Raw genomic sequence first — 14,920 nt, forward strand, 5'->3', positions numbered from 1 at the left:
CGCCCCCAACTTCACTCAGCTTAGCCGCCCTTGCCGTCGTCCTTCTTCTTCTCCGCCTGCGCGGCCGAAGAGTTCGAATTGTCCTCGGTGAGGCCGTTGGCGATCTTGGCCTCGATCTTCGGAAGCTCATCCGGCTCGGGCTTGAGATCGCGGGCGTGCGACCACTGGAATTTGGCTTCCAGCGTGCGGCCGACGCGCCAATAGGCATCGCCAAGGTGATCGTTGATGGTGGGATCCTCGGGCTTGAGATCGATCGCGCGCTCGAGGTTCTTCACCGCCTCTTCGTAGTTGCCGATGCGGTAGTAAGCCCAGCCGAGCGAGTCGACGATGTAGCCGTCGTCGGGACGCTGCTCGACGGCGCGCTTGATCATCTTCATGCCTTCGTCGAGGTTCACGCCCTGGTCGATCCAGGAATAGCCGAGATAGTTGAGGACATGCGGCTGGTCGGGCTGCAGCTCGAGCGCCTTCTTCATGTCGGCTTCGGCCTTGGCCCACTGCTTGGAGCGCTCCTCGCAGATGCCGCGATAATAGTACCAGACGCTGTTGGCCTTGTCGTTGCCGGCCGGCAGCACGTCGACGCCCTGCGAATAGGTCGCGCCGCAGTCGCCGAACTTCTTGCGGCCGCGCTCGATGTTGCCGAGCGCCATGATGGCTTCGAGATCCTTGGAATCCTCTGACGTGACGCCCTTGAGGATCTTGATCGCCTCATCGGTGCGGTCGGCGGAATCCAGATCGATGGCGAGCTGGATCTGCGCGTTGCGCTTCAGCGGCGAGGTCGACGGCACGCGCTCATAGACCTTGATCGCCATCTGCGGCCGCTTCACCGATTCATAGAGATCGGCGAGCGAGAGCAGCGCCAGCGGATGGGTCGGCTGGAGGTAGAGCGAGAGCTGGAGATAGACCAGTGCCAGATCCTCGCCGCCGCGGCGGGTCAGCGTGGCGCCGATGCCGTAGAGGGCCTCGGCAGCGCCGGCCTGCGCGGAATCGACCAGCGGCGGCAGCTTCTTGCCGGCCTTGGTGTCGCGCAGCCCTTCCACGATCAGCGGATGGCGGGCGAGCTTCTTGTCGAAGGCCTGGTAGACGGTGGTCGCGGCGGCCGCATCCTTGTTGCGCGACAGCCAGCGCGCATAGGCCTCGGTGACGCGCAGCATGGAATCGTCGAGCTTGTAGGCGCGCTCGAAGCGCGTGCCGGCGTCCTTCTCCTTGCCGGCGAGTTCGAGGATCATGCCGGCGTGGAGATCCTTGAACAGCGGATACCATTCCGGACCGGCGAGCTTGTCGATGGTGGCGACAGCACCCTTGGAATCGCCGGCGCCATAGGCCGCCCAGCCCGACAGCAGCGTGGCGACGAGATCGGTGATGGGGCCGCGGATCGACTGGTTGATGTTGGTCTGCGCAGTCGCGTATTTCTTCATCTTGAGATCGTGCACACCGACGACGAGGCGCGCGACGCGGTTGGTCTTGTCGATGGTGAGGACACGCTCGGCGAGCTTGACCGCTTCGTCGATGTCGCCGTCGGCGACCGAGGAGATGAAGGCACGGTCGAGCAGCTCGTTGTTCTTCGGATCGGTGCGGAGCGCCGAGCGGTAGAATGCGGCGGCCGAGGTTGCGTCGCGCTCGACGCTGGCGTGGCGGGCGGCGAGATAGCTGCCGGAGGTCGTGAGCGACTTCAGATCGTTCCGGGTCGGAAACTGCGCCGCCGTATCGGACGGATGATCCGGCGTCTGCGCCAGGACCCTGCCGGGGACCGTCGCGATCGCTGTGCCCATGAGGGCGATGGCGGCGACAGTCCAGCGGTTGAAACGATTTGAAAGCATCAGGGCTCGCCTTGAGTTGGTAGTGCCTGGGTTTGCAGCAGAAAGCCGTCTCGCATGCGAACGCGGCCGGTGGCATCGGGACCCGGAACCGTCAGGTCGGACAATGCCGCTTTTGGCGGTTTACCGCAAGGATTCGGACCGGGCGATCGCCTCCGAACGCCCCAAATCGGACAAGAGCGCCCCAAGACGCCGCCACTATGGCCTTATCGTGGCCGCGACAGGTGGCCGCGGCCCGGTTCTCACGCGAACGTGCGGCAGATCACCCTTTGTGACCAGGTCCGCGCTGATTGGACCGCCCTTACATCGCCTCGTAGTTCGGACCGCCGCCGCCCTCCGGGGGAACCCAGGTGATGTTGCCGTTGGGGTCCTTCACGTCGCAGGTTTTGCAGTGGACGCAGTTCTGGGCGTTGATCTGGTAGCGCGGGCTCGCACCCTCCTCGACCCACTCGTAGACGCCGGCCGGGCAATAGCGATTCGAGGGACCGGCGAACACGTCGTGCTCGGAGGTCTTCTGGAGGTTCATGTCGGCAACCCGGAGATGGACCGGCTGGTCCTCCTCGTGATTGGTGTTGGACAGGAATACCGACGACAGCTTGTCGAACGAGATCTTGCCGTCCGGCTTCGGGTAGTTCCTCGGCGCGTGGCTCTTGGCCGGATCGAGCGTCGCGCGATCGGGCTTGGAATGCGACTGGGTACCGAACAGCGAGGCGCCGAACAGCGTGTTGCACCACATGTCGAGTCCGCCGAGCGCGACGCCGAGCACGGTGCCGAACTTCGACCACAGCGGTTTGACGTTGCGGACCAGAAAGAGGTCCTTGCCCACGGAGGAGGAACGCCACGCGTTCTCGTACTCGACGATCTCGTCATTGGCGCGATCGGCCGCAAGCGCTGCTGCGACATGCTCGGCGGCCAGCATGCCGGTGCCCATCGCATTGTGCACGCCCTTGATGCGCGGGACGTTGACGAAGCCGGCCGCGCAGCCGATCAGCGCGCCGCCGGGGAAGCTCAGTTTCGGCACTGACTGATAGCCGCCCTCGGTGATGGCGCGCGCGCCATAGGCGAGCCGCTTGCCGCCCTCGAAGGTGCCGCGGATCGACGGATGGGTCTTGAAGCGCTGGAACTCGTCGAACGGCGACAAATAGGGATCGTCGTAGTTCAGATGCACGACGAAGCCGACGGCGACGAGATTGTCGTCGTAGTGATAGAGGAACGAACCACCGCCGGTCTTCAGGTCGAGCGGCCAGCCGAATGAATGCTGGATCATACCCTTCTGGTGCTTGGCGGGATCGATCTGCCAGACTTCCTTCAACCCGATACCGAACTTCGCCGGCTCGCTCTTGGCGTCGAGCGCGAACTTCGCAATCAGCTGCTTGGTCAGGCTGCCTCGGGCGCCTTCGGCGAACAGCGTGTATTTTCCTAGCAATTCCATGCCGCGGGTAAAGGAGTCCTTCGGCTTGCCGTCGCGGCCGATGCCCATGTCGCCGGTGGCGATACCCCTGACCCTGCCCTCCTCGTCATAGAGCACCTCGGCCGCGGCGAAGCCCGGATAGATCTCGACGCCGAGCGCCTCGGCCTTGCGCGCCAGCCAGCGGCAGACATTGCCGAGCGAACCGATGTAGCAGTGATGGTTGTCCATCAGGGGCGGCATCATGAAGTTCGGCAGCTTGATCGCGCCGCCGCCCGTCATCCAGTAGAAGCGGTCGTCCTTCACCTGCGTCTTCAGCGGACAGTCGGAATCCTCGCGCCAGTCGGGAACAAGCTTGTCGAGCCCGGCCGGATCGATCACGGCGCCGGAGAGAATATGCGCGCCGACCTCGGAGCCCTTCTCCACCACGACGACGTTGAGATCGGCGTTGAGCTGCTTCAGCCGGATCGCGGCCGACAGGCCCGAGGGGCCGGCGCCGACAATGACGACGTCGAATTCCATGGATTCGCGCGGGGGAAGTTCTTCGGTGCTCATCTGATCTCAGCCCTTGAGACGGTCCTCGGTCGTTTGCGCCCTCTTGTTTCCGATTTTTCCGGATAGGACAACCACGGAAATGCGTTCCAGTGGGATGCATGGCGCCCCAAACTGATATAAAAGTCTGACTTTCGCATGATCCCCGAACCCGCCCCCACCGTCCGAGAGCTTCTCGCCTTCTATCTGGAGGCCGGTGTCGACTGCGCGCTTACGGAGGAGCCGATAGACCGCCTGGCGGAAATCGCCGCCCCGCCGCCGGTCCCGCGCGCAGCAGCGCCGGTCGAGGCGCCGCGGCCGGTCGCCGCGCCTGCGGTGATCCGAGGCGAGGCCGCACCCGCGCCCGACGTCGCGATCGCCTCGGCACGCGAGGCTGCGCGCACCGCGCCGACGCTCGAGGCGCTACGCGAGCTGATGCAGGGCTTCGAGGGCTGCGCGCTGAAGCACACCGCAACAAGGCTGGTGTTCGCCGACGGCAATCCGCAGGCGCGCATCATGTTCGTCGGCGAGGCGCCGGGCCGCGACGAGGACATCGAGGGACTGCCCTTCGTCGGGCGCAGCGGCAAGCTGCTCGATCTGATGATAGGGGCCATAGGCCTCAACCGCACCACGGCCTACATCGCCAACGTGATTCCGTGGCGGCCGCCCGGCAACCGCACGCCGACGCCGCAGGAAACGCAAGTGTGCCTGCCCTTCATCCAGCGCCAGATCGAGCTGGTGAACCCCGACGTGCTGGTGACGCTCGGCAATCCCTCGACGCAGACGCTGCTCGGAACGCGCGAAGGCATCATGCGCACCCGCGGCCGCTGGTTCGACTACGAGACCGCTGGGCGCACCATCCGCGCGCTGCCGACCTTCCACCCGGCCTATCTGCTCCGCTCGCCGTCCTACAAGCGGCTGGCCTGGCAGGATCTGCGGGCGATCGCGAAGGTGCTGGGGCAAGGCACGGTGTAACCACACACACCGTCATTCCGGGGCTCGCGAAGCGAGAGCCCGGAATCCATCGAGCGGCAGAGTTGGTGGATGAATGGATTCCGGGTTCGCGGCTTTGCCGCGCCCCGGAATGACGGGTTAGGCCCCCTTCGGCCGCACGATGGCCCAGCCGATGCGCAGCAGCTGCTGGCGGCCGGTCACCAGCCATTCGAAGGCGCGCGGCACTTCCGGCACTATGCCGGGAAAGCGCTTGAGGATGTCCGGCGGCGGCGTGCCCGCGGTGTCGGCGGCGCGCCAGACCACGACGCCGCCGGTCTCGCTGAACTTGGCCTGATTGATCCACGGCGTGCGCGCGGGCTCGGCATCGATGAACAGATGTGGGCGGCCGGAATGCAGCGCGATCAGGCTCGCAAGCTGGGTCTCGCCGGCCACCGCACGCAGGCGATGGTTGGTGCGGCGGGCAAAGCTGTCATCGAAAAAATCCGAGATCGCACGCGCCGGCATCGAGGTCGCGATCTCATTGGCGCCGGTCCAGGGCAGGAACAGGACGGCGAGCACGACGCCGGCGGCGGGCGCCACGACGGCGGCGGCCCACACCGTCCGCAGCATCCGCGCGCGGCGCATCGCGATGAGATCGCCGGCACCCACCACCACGGCGAGCCCCGACATCACCAGTACCACGCCGGCACCGCCGACGACGGACTCGAGCCCGAACAGGCCGGAGATCAGCACCGCACCGAGCGCCGGCGCCAGCGCGAAGAAATAGACGAAGTTGCGCGCCAGCGGCTCGACCGGCGGGCGGTAGATGATCGGCGCCTCCTCGCCCTTGGCGAGGAACAGGCCGGTGTTGAGGAAAGTCAGCGCCGGGATCGCCGCCGCGCCAAGCACGAGCCCGCCGAGCAGCCAGGCCGCGTGGATCGCGCGGGTGCTCAGCTCGGCGACCGCAGGCAGGGCCGGCAGGACCAGCGTCTCGGCGCGCATCAGCCAGACGGCATAGGGCAGCGCGAGCACGGCGACGACGATCAGCGCGAACAGCGGGTCGAGCGCGAGCAGCGTGCGGCGGCCGCCGGCGGTCGCAAACGCGAAGACGACGAGCAGCAGGAGCAGGAAGACCGCCGCGGGCGTCGTCAGCAGCAAGAGCCCGGCCTCGATCGACCAGGCGAACCAGGCGTTGCCGCGGCGCTGGCCGATGATCTGCCAGGAATGCAGCAGCAGCAGCGCCCACAGCGGTCGCGCCAGCACCAGCGGGCCGAAATCGAGCGCGGGCGAGGAGAAGGCCAGCACCGTCATCGTCAGCAGCACGGCCAGCACCGCCTGCTGCGAGCCGACCACGGCGCGGGAGAGATGATAGAGCGCGATGAAGGTCGCGATCTCGCAGACCTCGGCCAGCACATAGACGCCGAACATGTGGCCGCCCGCGGCGCGATAGGCGATGTCGGCGAGCCAGACCGGCAGCGGCGGGCCGAGATCGGTGCCGACCTGGTATTCCCTGCCGAAGGCCAGGAGGGTCGCAAGGGTGCCGGGCGGGCTGCGATAGAACGCCAGCGCCACGAACAGCCACATCGCGGCCTGGAGCAGCACGACGATCCACACGATCAGCCGCGGCCGGGCGCGAATGAGCTCGATGACCAGGGAGGTAAACCGCATGCAACGCCCGAAAGATGCAGCCAACCCGTCCAGCCGGCCCTATTCGCTCACGAGTGTTTTGATAAAGGGCGCTACGCGTTGTGGCAACGACCGTCTGCTCGTCATGCCCGGGCTTGTCCCGGGCATCCACGTTCTTCGTACCTCGGCAAAGACGTGGATGGCCGAGACATAGGCGAGCGGAAGCGACGCCATTCTTCGGACGGCTAGGCCCGGCCATGACGATGTGGAGGTTGCGGGACTAAACCCTAGAGATTCGCCGACGCGTCGATCTCAACGCTTGCTTCCAGCTGCACCTCGACCTCGGTCGCCGCGAACAAGTCGCGCACCGGCTCGACTGTCCAGGGCATGTGCTTGGCGCGGGCGGCGGCGACGGGGGCGAAGAAGCTGCGGTGGTGGACGGTCGGGCCGAGGCGGTTCAGCGCGTCGAGATGCTCGGGGACGCCGTAGCCCTTGTGCTGCTCGAAGCCATAGCCCGGGCAGTCCTGCGCCAGCGCGCACATCAGCCGGTCGCGCGTCACCTTGGCGACAATGGACGCCGCCGCGATCGACAGGACGATGCCGTCGCCGCCGATCACGGCCTCGCAGTCGCATGCCGTATCGAGCCGGTCGCGGCCGTCGACGAAGACGTGGCGGGGCGCCTCGGGCAGCGCCACCACGGCGCGCTTCAGCGCCCACAGCGAGGCGCGCAGGATGTTGTCGCGGTCGATCCGCGCGGGCGAGGCGACCGCGACCGAGACCTGCGCGGTGGCGCAGATCTTGTCGAACAGCTTTTCGCGCTGCTCCGCCGTCAGGCGCTTGGAATCGTCGATGCCACGGGGAATGCGGTCGGGGTCGAGAATCACTGCGGCCGCCACCACGGGACCTGCGAGCGGCCCGCGGCCGGCCTCGTCGCAGCCCGCAACCGGCCAGATGCCGCGCTTGATCAGCGCGCGCTCGCGGCGGAAGCTCGCCTTGACGGGCGCGGCCTCCTTTACAGCAGCCTTCTTTGGCGCGTCCTTGGCCGGTCTTTTGGCGGATTTATCCCGAATCATGGCGGGGATCGTGCGCAAGCGGCCCTGCTTGCGCAACCGGGAACCCCTCGCAATTCCCGTTATTCAGGCGAGCCGCCTACTCGGCCAGATGCACCCGCCGGTCCTCACCGACCTCGATGCCCGGCGCGACCACGACCTCCCAGGGATGGCCGTCGGGGTCGGCGAAATAGCCGGAATAACCGCCATAGTCGGTCTCGTGCGCCGCTTTCAGCAGCGCGGCGCCCTTGTCGACAGCGAAGGCCAGCACCGCATCGACCTCCTCGCGCGTGGCGCAGTTCCAGGCGAGCGTGATGCCGCGGAAATTCGTCGGCCTGGGCTTATCCGGCAAGACCGCGTCGGCCGCGAGCTGGCCCCAGTGAAACAGGGCGAGCACCGGACCGCCGGTATCGTAGAAGGCGACGGCCTCGCCGGTCGCCTTCAGCCGGCGCGAAAAGCCGAGGGTATCATAGAACGCGATGCTGGCGCGGATGTCGCTCACACCCAGCGTGATGACCGTGAGCCGCGGCACCGGGGGCGGCAGTTCCTTACTCATGACACACCTCGTTCGCCTCGGCTCCTAGAACAGGCTGAGCTGATCGCCGTTCCGCTTCGGCCGCGCGAAGTGATCCATCGTCAGTTTTGCGCGACGCTTGTTGAGCCCCAGCCTGTCGCAGGCGATCTCGAAGCGGCGGCCGATGGTCCAGGCCATCGGGCCGGTGCCCTTCATGCGCTCGCCCCATTTCGCGTCGTAGTCGCGGCCGCCGCGCATGTCGCGGATCAACGTGAAGACGTGGCGATAGCGGTCCGGATAGTTCGCCATCAGCCATTCGCGGAAGAGGTCGCGCACCTCCAGCGGCAGCCGCAGCAGCACGTAGGAGGCTTCCTTGACGCCGGCATGGGCGGCCGCATCGAGAATTCGCTCGATCTCGGAATCGTTCAGCGCGGGAATCACTGGCGCGACCATCACGGTGGTGGGAATGCCGGCATCGGAGAGCTGCTTCAGCGCCTCCAACCGCTTCGGCGGCGTCGAGGCCCGCGGCTCCATGGTGCGCGCCAGCTTTGGATCGAGCGAAGTCACCGAGATCGCGACCTTGGCGAGGTTGCGCTTGGCCATGCGCGAGAGAATGTCGATGTCACGCACCACCAGCGCCGATTTGGTGACGATGCCGACGGGATGACCAGCGCGCTCCAGCACCTCCAGGATGCCGCGCATGATTTTGCGCTCGCGCTCGATCGGCTGATAGGGATCGGTGTTGGTGCCGATCGCGATCATCCGCGGCTCATAGCCTGCTGCTGCGAGCTCCTTCTCGAGCAGCGCCGGGGCCTCCGGCTTGACGAACAGTTTTGACTCGAAGTCGAGCCCGGGCGACAGGCCGAGATAGGCATGGGTCGGCCGCGCGAAGCAGTAGACGCAGCCGTGCTCGCAGCCGCGATAGGGGTTGATCGAGCGGTCGAAGCCGATATCGGGCGAATCGTTGCGGGTGATCACCTTGCGCGAGGTGTCGACCGCGACCGTGGTCTTGAACGGCGGCAGCTCTTCCAGGCTCTGCCAGCCGTCGTCGAAGGCGACGCGCGCCTCGGCCTCATAGCGGCCGCTGGCGTTGGACTGCGCGCCCCGCCCCCGCCTGCGCTGCTTGTCGATGGCGACAGCGAGCTCGGGGAAATCAGAAGGCGCACCCGCCGGCTCGGAGGGCGCCGTGACCGGCGGGTGCTTGAGAGCATGAGAGGATGCTGGACTCATGAAGCCAAGATAGCACGCCAAAGGAACAAATCAAGAACAAGAACAAAAAACGTGAAAACAACCCCATGCACAGTAGAGGCGCCCAAACTTCGGGCGCCTGCCTTTGACCTCACGCAACATCGCCGTCACCACGATCTCGTTTGATGCCGCGAAGGATCGATCGCGCCGGAACTCGGTTGGTGACGATCCCGGGTGAAGGTCGGCAGGAACATGACAAATCAACAACAATCGGCCGCCGCGAGCAGCGACCTCGATCTCCTTGATCGCTACTGGCGCGCCGCCAACTACCTCTCCGTCGGGCAGATCTACCTGCTCGACAACCCCCTGCTGCGCGAACCGCTGCGGGCCGAGCACATCAAGCCGCGTTTGCTCGGCCATTGGGGCACGACGCCCGGCTTGAACTTCATCTACGCCCATCTCAACCGCGTCATCCGAGCGCTGGACCTCAACGTGCTCTATGTCTGTGGTCCCGGCCATGGCGGCCCGGGCATGGTCGCCAACACTTATCTCGAAGGCAGCTACAGCGAGATCTATCCTAACATCGCGCGCGATGCGGACGGATTGCGCAAGCTATTCCGGCAGTTCTCCTTCCCCGGCGGCATCCCGAGCCACGCCGCGCCGGAGACGCCCGGCTCGATCCACGAAGGCGGCGAGCTCGGCTACGCGCTGGTGCACGCCTATGGCGCGGCGCTCGACAATCCCGACCTGGTCGTCGCCTGCGTCGTCGGCGACGGCGAGGCCGAAACCGGCCCGCTCGCGGCGTCCTGGCACTCCAACAAGTTCCTGAACCCGGCGCATGACGGCGCGGTGCTGCCGATCCTGCACCTGAACGGCTACAAGATTGCCAACCCGACCGTGCTCGGACGAATGTCTGACAGCGAGATCCGCGATCTCTTCCGCGGGTTCGGCCACGAGCCCCTGTTCGTCGAGGGCGACGATCCCAAATTGATGCACCGGATCATGGCGGATGCGCTCGACGTCGCATTCGCCAGCATCCGCTCGATCCAGCAGCACGCCCGCGACGGGCGCAAAAATATCGAGCGGCCACGCTGGCCGATGATCGTGCTGCGCAGCCCGAAGGGCTGGACCGGTCCGAAGGAAGTCGACGGCAAGAAGGTCGAAGGTTTTTGGCGCGCGCATCAGGTGCCGGTCGCAAGCTGCCGCGAGAACCCTGCGCATCTGAAGGTGCTCGAAGACTGGATGCGCAGCTACGAGCCGGAGAAACTGTTCGACGCGAGCGGCGCGCTCGTCCCCGAGCTCCAGGCGCTGGCACCCGAGGGCAATCGCCGCATGGGCGCCAATCCGCATGCCAATGGCGGGTTGCTGAAGAAGGAGCTGAAGCTGCCGGACTTCCGCAGCTTTGCCGTCGAAGTGCCGCAGCCCGGCGCCGTCACGGGAGAAGCGACGCGCGAGCTCGGCAGATTTTTGCGCGACGTCATTCGCCTCAACGCGCAAGAGCGCAATTTCCGCATCATGGGCCCGGACGAGACGGCATCAAATCGGCTAGATGCGGTGTTCGAGACGACCGAACGTGTCTGGATGGAGCCGATCGAGCCTTACGACGTGCATCTTGCGCAGGACGGCCGCGTGATGGAGGTGTTGAGCGAGCATCTCTGCCAGGGCTGGTTGGAGGGCTATCTGCTCACCGGACGCCACGGCTTCTTCTCCTGCTACGAGGCCTTCATCCACATCGTGGATTCCATGTTCAACCAGCACGCCAAATGGCTGAAGGTGACGCGGCATCTGCCGTGGCGGCGGCCGATCGCCTCGCTCAATTATCTGTTGACCTCGCATGTCTGGCGCCAGGACCATAACGGCTTCAGTCATCAGGACCCCGGCTTCGTCGACCTCGTCGCCAACAAGAAGGCCGACATCGTTCGCATCTACTTCCCGCCCGATGCCAACACGCTGCTGTGGATCGCCGACCATTGCCTGCGGACGTACAACCGCATCAACGTGATCGTCGCCGGCAAGCAGCCGGCGCCGCAATGGCTGTCGATGCAGGACGCCGCCACGCATTGCGATGTCGGCATCGGCATCTGGACCTGGGCGGGCACGGAAGACGCGGGTGGCGAGCCCGATGTGGTGATGGCCTGTGCCGGCGACGTGCCGACATTGGAGACGCTTGCCGCCGTCGACCTGCTGCGCAAGGCGCTGCCGGATCTGAATATCCGCGTCGTCAACGTCGTCGACCTGATGACGCTGCAGCCGCAGGACCAGCATCCGCACGGCCTGTCCGACCGCGACTTCGACAGCCTGTTCACGCGCGACAAGCCGGTGATCTTCGCCTATCACGGCTATCCCCATCTGATCCACCGGCTGACCTATAACCGCACCAACCATGCCGGCCTGCATGTGCGCGGCTTCGCCGAGGAAGGCACCACGACGACGCCGTTCGACATGGTCGTGCTCAACGAGCTCGACCGCTACCACCTCGCGATCGAGGCGATCGAACGCGTGCCGGGTCTTGCGACCAGGGCCGCGCAGGTGAAGCAGCAGCTCCGCGACAAGCTGCTCGAGCACTCACGTTACGTACGCGAACACGGCGAGGACATGCCCGAGATCCGCGACTGGGTCTGGCCGGGCAAGCCGGGCTGACGCCATGCCGGCGCCAGAGGCGGTTCTCGTCCTCAACTCGGGCTCGTCGAGCATCAAGTTCGGCCTGTTCGAGATCTCGGCGGCCGAGCCTGCGCTGCTCTGCAAGGGCCTGCTCGACGAGCACGAGGCCAGGCCCCGGCTCGTCGTGAAAGGCCCCGCGGGCGAAGACCTGTTCGAGAAGCGGCGGGACGAGGCCGATGCCGACGGCGGCCACCTGTTCGCCGACGCGCTCGCCTTCATCGACGACCGGTTCGGCCAAGACAGCTTGCGCGCAGTTGGCCACCGTATCGTCCACGGCGGGCCGGATCATTCAGGCCCGGTCGAATTGACGGACGATATCACCGCGAAGCTGGAGGCCCTGACGCCGCTGGCGCCGCTGCACCAGCCGCGCTGCCTCGCGCCGGTCCGCACCCTCTCCGCGATCCGTCGCGCGCTGACCCAGATCGCCTGCTTCGACACCGCCTTCCATCACGGACTTGCACCGCCTGCGAGCCGCTTTGCGATTCCGAGGCGCTATGAAGAGCGCGGCGTCAGGCGCTACGGCTTTCACGGGCTGTCGTTCGAATATGTCGCGGGCCGCCTCGCCGGAATCGCGCCGCAGCTCGTTGCGAAGCGCACCGTCATCGCGCATCTCGGCAATGGCGCAAGTCTCTGCGCACTCCGCAACGGCCGCAGCGTCGACACCACGATGGGACTGACGCCGCTCGACGGCCTCGTGATGGGGACGCGAAGCGGCACGATCGACCCCGGCGTGCTGCTCTATCTGCAGCAGCACGAGGGGATGTCGGTCGAAGACGTCCAGCACCTGCTCTATCACGAGTCGGGCCTGCTCGGCGTCTCCGGCATGTCCGCGGACATGCGCACGCTGCTTGCGAGCCGCGAGGCTGCGGCACGGGACGCGATCGATCTCTTCACCTTCCGTGCGGCGCAGGAGATCGCGATGATGGCGACCACGCTTCAGGGGCTGGACTGTCTGGTCTTCACTGGCGGCATCGGCGAGCATGCCAGCGAGATCCGCAGCGCGATCGGCGAGCGTCTCGCCTGGCTCGGCGTGCGCATCGATGCAGCGGCGAATAGCGAGGGACGCGAGCGGATCGGCACCGGCGACAGTGCGGTCGATATTTTCATCATTCCCACCAACGAAGAGATCGCGATCGCGCGCCATTGCGCCGCGCTTCTGCGCGAACGACACGCTGCGTGACGGTTTTATGAATGATCTGTCGCAATGAGGCCGTCGCAACTTCGCGGCATAAGGACGGCATCAACCGTTGCGCGGACAGACCATGAAAACCCAGATCATCGAAGAACTCGGACAGGGCGACATCCTGTTGCCCGCGCTGGTGGCGGAAGGGCTTGCCGCCAATGACCGCATCAAGGTGCGGATGAGTGCGCTCCAGGCGGCGGCTCGGCATGCGCAAGATCCCGATCGTCCCGCCAGCGAGCTTGCGGTCGAGAGTCACGCCGCCGGCATTGCACCAGCCGCGATCGCAACGCTGATCGGCGGCGCCCATCTGGTCGGACCGTCCCGGCTCGCGGCGCCGAACCTCGCCAAGCTGATGAAGGAGATCCAGGACGACGCTGCGGCCATGATCCGCGCCGTCAGCGCCGGCGCGCCGTCGGACGGCGACAAGGCGAACGCGCGGCTGACGGCCGTCCGAAGCGCGGGTCTGCTCGATGCCACCAACGAAATCGATCTTTCCCGCATTGCGCGCCTGACCGGCGTTGCCGAGACGGCCGGCGACAGCCTCCATCGGCTGGTGATGGATCTGCACAAGGCGCTGAACAAGCTTGCGGTGAACTGTTCGGAGGAAACGCTCGACGGTGCCCATGTGTTCGGCCTGCACGGCGAAGATCGCGGCGCGGTGGAGGCCTTCATGAAAGGCCTGAACCAGACGCGAAGGCTGAAGTTCAACCACCCCGGTCTCGACACCATGGCGACCCGCTCGGGCGGCCGGCTGCTGATCCAGAACGACATCGGCACCACGGACGCCCATGTGGTGGTGATCGCGGTCAAGAAGAACGCGGTCACTGTCACCTACACCGACGTACACCTGGCGCGGGCAAAATTCTTCATCTCGCTGTTCGACAAGTTCGAGGCGAGTTGGAGCGGGCTCGACCGTCACACCGCCGCGGGCCTCGGCGAAGACAATTCATTCTATCTCGTCACCGGCCAGTATCAGCCGGCTCACGCCGCGGATCGCAACGAATTCCTCGCGGCCGTGGGCGCCGCGCTGGTGTTCCTGATCGACTGGAACAAGGCGCGCAAGCTGCTGCGGACCTGGGTTGCCAAGGACGACGCCACACGAATCCTGGAATGGGCGGCGCGACAGCGGATCGGCCATCGCGGCTTTCTCGAGCTCGGCGGCAACGAGCTGTTGGGGTCGGCGGTGCGCAACGCCGCCCCCGCGCGCATCGGCTTCGGCGAGCGCGCTCGACCAGGCGCTCGGCCGCGCCGCCGCGATCGATTTTCTGAAGGCGGCACTGCGCGCCTCCACCGAGGCGCTGCTCGCAGGTCGCTCCGTCAGGACGGTCCGCGACCAGATCGAAGCCGACCTGGTGCGGCATCTGGAGCGCGTTGACGGCACCCTGCTCGCCGCGGTGCTGCGCCAGATCGGGCTTGCCCATGATCTCGTTGCGGCGATCTCCCGCCATATTGCAACGCTTCGGGCCGGCCAGCCGGCCGATCGCAAGCTGCTGGCGGTACGCTGCGGCGCGATCGAACAGAAGGCCGATCGCATTGCGCTCGAAACGCGCAAGGAAGTCGACCGGCTCAACGCCCGGCCAACGATCGCCCAGTTGATCGATCGCGCCGAAGAGGCCGTCGACGAACTGGAGCAGGCGGCCTTCATCGCCTCGCTGATGCCGGAGCGAACCGATCCGTCGCTGCTGACCGCACTCGCCGAACTCTGTGTGGTGGCGATGACCGCGACCGAGGTCGCGGCCAGCGGCGTCGCCGCGGCCACCGACGTGCCGGAAGGGCGGCGCGCCGATTCCGAGGATGCGCTGTCCGCCGTGAGCCGCCTGATCGATGCCGAACATGCCGCGGACGGCCACGAGCGTGCGACGACCGCGCTGGTCTTCGGCGGCGGCTTCGACGTCGCGACCTCGCTCTCGGTGCTCGAGCTTGCCCGCGCCATCGAGCGCGCCACCGACCGTTTCGCCGGCTTCGGGCATCTGTTGCGCCGGCACATCATGATCGATCTCGCAGCCTAGGGGG

11 protein-coding genes are annotated in these 14,920 nt (G+C 66.4%); 5 read left to right on the top strand and 6 right to left on the bottom strand.

Going from position 1 to position 14,920, the window contains the following annotated elements:
* Positions 1-20 precede the first annotated feature (20 nt).
* Both AB5K84_RS34620 and AB5K84_RS34625 read right to left on the bottom strand, forming a co-directional pair.
* Positions 21-1,817 carry a tetratricopeptide repeat protein gene (locus AB5K84_RS34620; RefSeq protein ID WP_011085312.1) on the bottom strand — a complete coding sequence of 599 codons (1,797 nt, stop codon included), beginning with the start codon at positions 1,815-1,817 and terminating at the stop codon, positions 21-23.
* A gap of 298 nt (positions 1,818-2,115) precedes the next feature.
* On the bottom strand, positions 2,116-3,777 hold the full coding sequence (locus tag AB5K84_RS34625) for an electron transfer flavoprotein-ubiquinone oxidoreductase (RefSeq protein WP_011085311.1): 1,662 nt from the start codon (positions 3,775-3,777) through the stop codon (positions 2,116-2,118).
* A gap of 135 nt (positions 3,778-3,912) precedes the next feature.
* On the opposite strand from AB5K84_RS34625, the gene AB5K84_RS34630 reads away from it, so the two are divergent.
* A complete protein-coding gene (locus tag AB5K84_RS34630) occupies positions 3,913-4,728 on the top strand; it encodes a uracil-DNA glycosylase (protein WP_011085310.1) in 816 nt (271 codons plus the stop codon).
* Between the two features lie 117 nt (positions 4,729-4,845).
* Here AB5K84_RS34630 and AB5K84_RS34635 read toward each other — a convergent pair whose 3' ends face one another.
* The 4 genes from AB5K84_RS34635 to AB5K84_RS34650 form a co-directional block, all read right to left on the bottom strand.
* Positions 4,846-6,354, bottom strand: a complete 1,509-nt coding sequence (locus tag AB5K84_RS34635; RefSeq protein ID WP_011085309.1) for a glycosyltransferase family 39 protein — start codon at positions 6,352-6,354, stop codon at positions 4,846-4,848.
* A 245-nt stretch (positions 6,355-6,599) separates the two neighbouring features.
* The gene (locus AB5K84_RS34640) at positions 6,600-7,385 is read right to left on the bottom strand and encodes a ribonuclease HII (protein WP_011085308.1); all 786 of its coding nucleotides are present in this window, start codon (positions 7,383-7,385) and stop codon (positions 6,600-6,602) included.
* 76 nt (positions 7,386-7,461) lie between these two features.
* Positions 7,462-7,917, bottom strand: a complete 456-nt coding sequence (locus tag AB5K84_RS34645; protein ID WP_011085307.1) for a VOC family protein — start codon at positions 7,915-7,917, stop codon at positions 7,462-7,464.
* Between the two features lie 24 nt (positions 7,918-7,941).
* Positions 7,942-9,105 carry a PA0069 family radical SAM protein gene (locus tag AB5K84_RS34650; protein ID WP_097531883.1) on the bottom strand — a complete coding sequence of 388 codons (1,164 nt, stop codon included), beginning with the start codon at positions 9,103-9,105 and terminating at the stop codon, positions 7,942-7,944.
* Positions 9,106-9,315: 210 nt separating this feature from the next.
* Here AB5K84_RS34650 and AB5K84_RS34655 point away from each other — a divergent pair, with 210 nt between their 5' ends.
* From AB5K84_RS34655 to AB5K84_RS34670, 4 genes are all read left to right on the top strand, one after another.
* Positions 9,316-11,703: a phosphoketolase family protein gene (locus AB5K84_RS34655; RefSeq protein ID WP_038965926.1), complete on the top strand. Its 2,388-nt coding sequence runs from the start codon at positions 9,316-9,318 to the stop codon at positions 11,701-11,703.
* Between the two features lie 4 nt (positions 11,704-11,707).
* On the top strand, positions 11,708-12,904 hold the full coding sequence (locus tag AB5K84_RS34660) for an acetate/propionate family kinase (RefSeq protein WP_011085304.1): 1,197 nt from the start codon (positions 11,708-11,710) through the stop codon (positions 12,902-12,904).
* Between the two features lie 82 nt (positions 12,905-12,986).
* Positions 12,987-14,282 (top strand): hypothetical protein, encoded by a 1,296-nt coding sequence (locus AB5K84_RS34665; protein ID WP_441232719.1) that lies wholly within the window; start codon positions 12,987-12,989, stop codon positions 14,280-14,282.
* Complete coding sequence (locus AB5K84_RS34670; protein ID WP_441232720.1) at positions 14,260-14,916, top strand: hypothetical protein; 657 nt, start codon at positions 14,260-14,262, stop codon at positions 14,914-14,916. Before AB5K84_RS34665 ends, AB5K84_RS34670 begins: the two co-directional genes overlap by 23 nt.
* The last annotated feature ends 4 nt before the right edge of the window (positions 14,917-14,920 follow it).

This window comes from Bradyrhizobium sp. 1200_D9_N1_1 (assembly GCF_052075915.1).
In the GTDB taxonomy this organism is placed as follows: Bacteria; Pseudomonadota; Alphaproteobacteria; order Rhizobiales; family Xanthobacteraceae; genus Bradyrhizobium; species Bradyrhizobium diazoefficiens.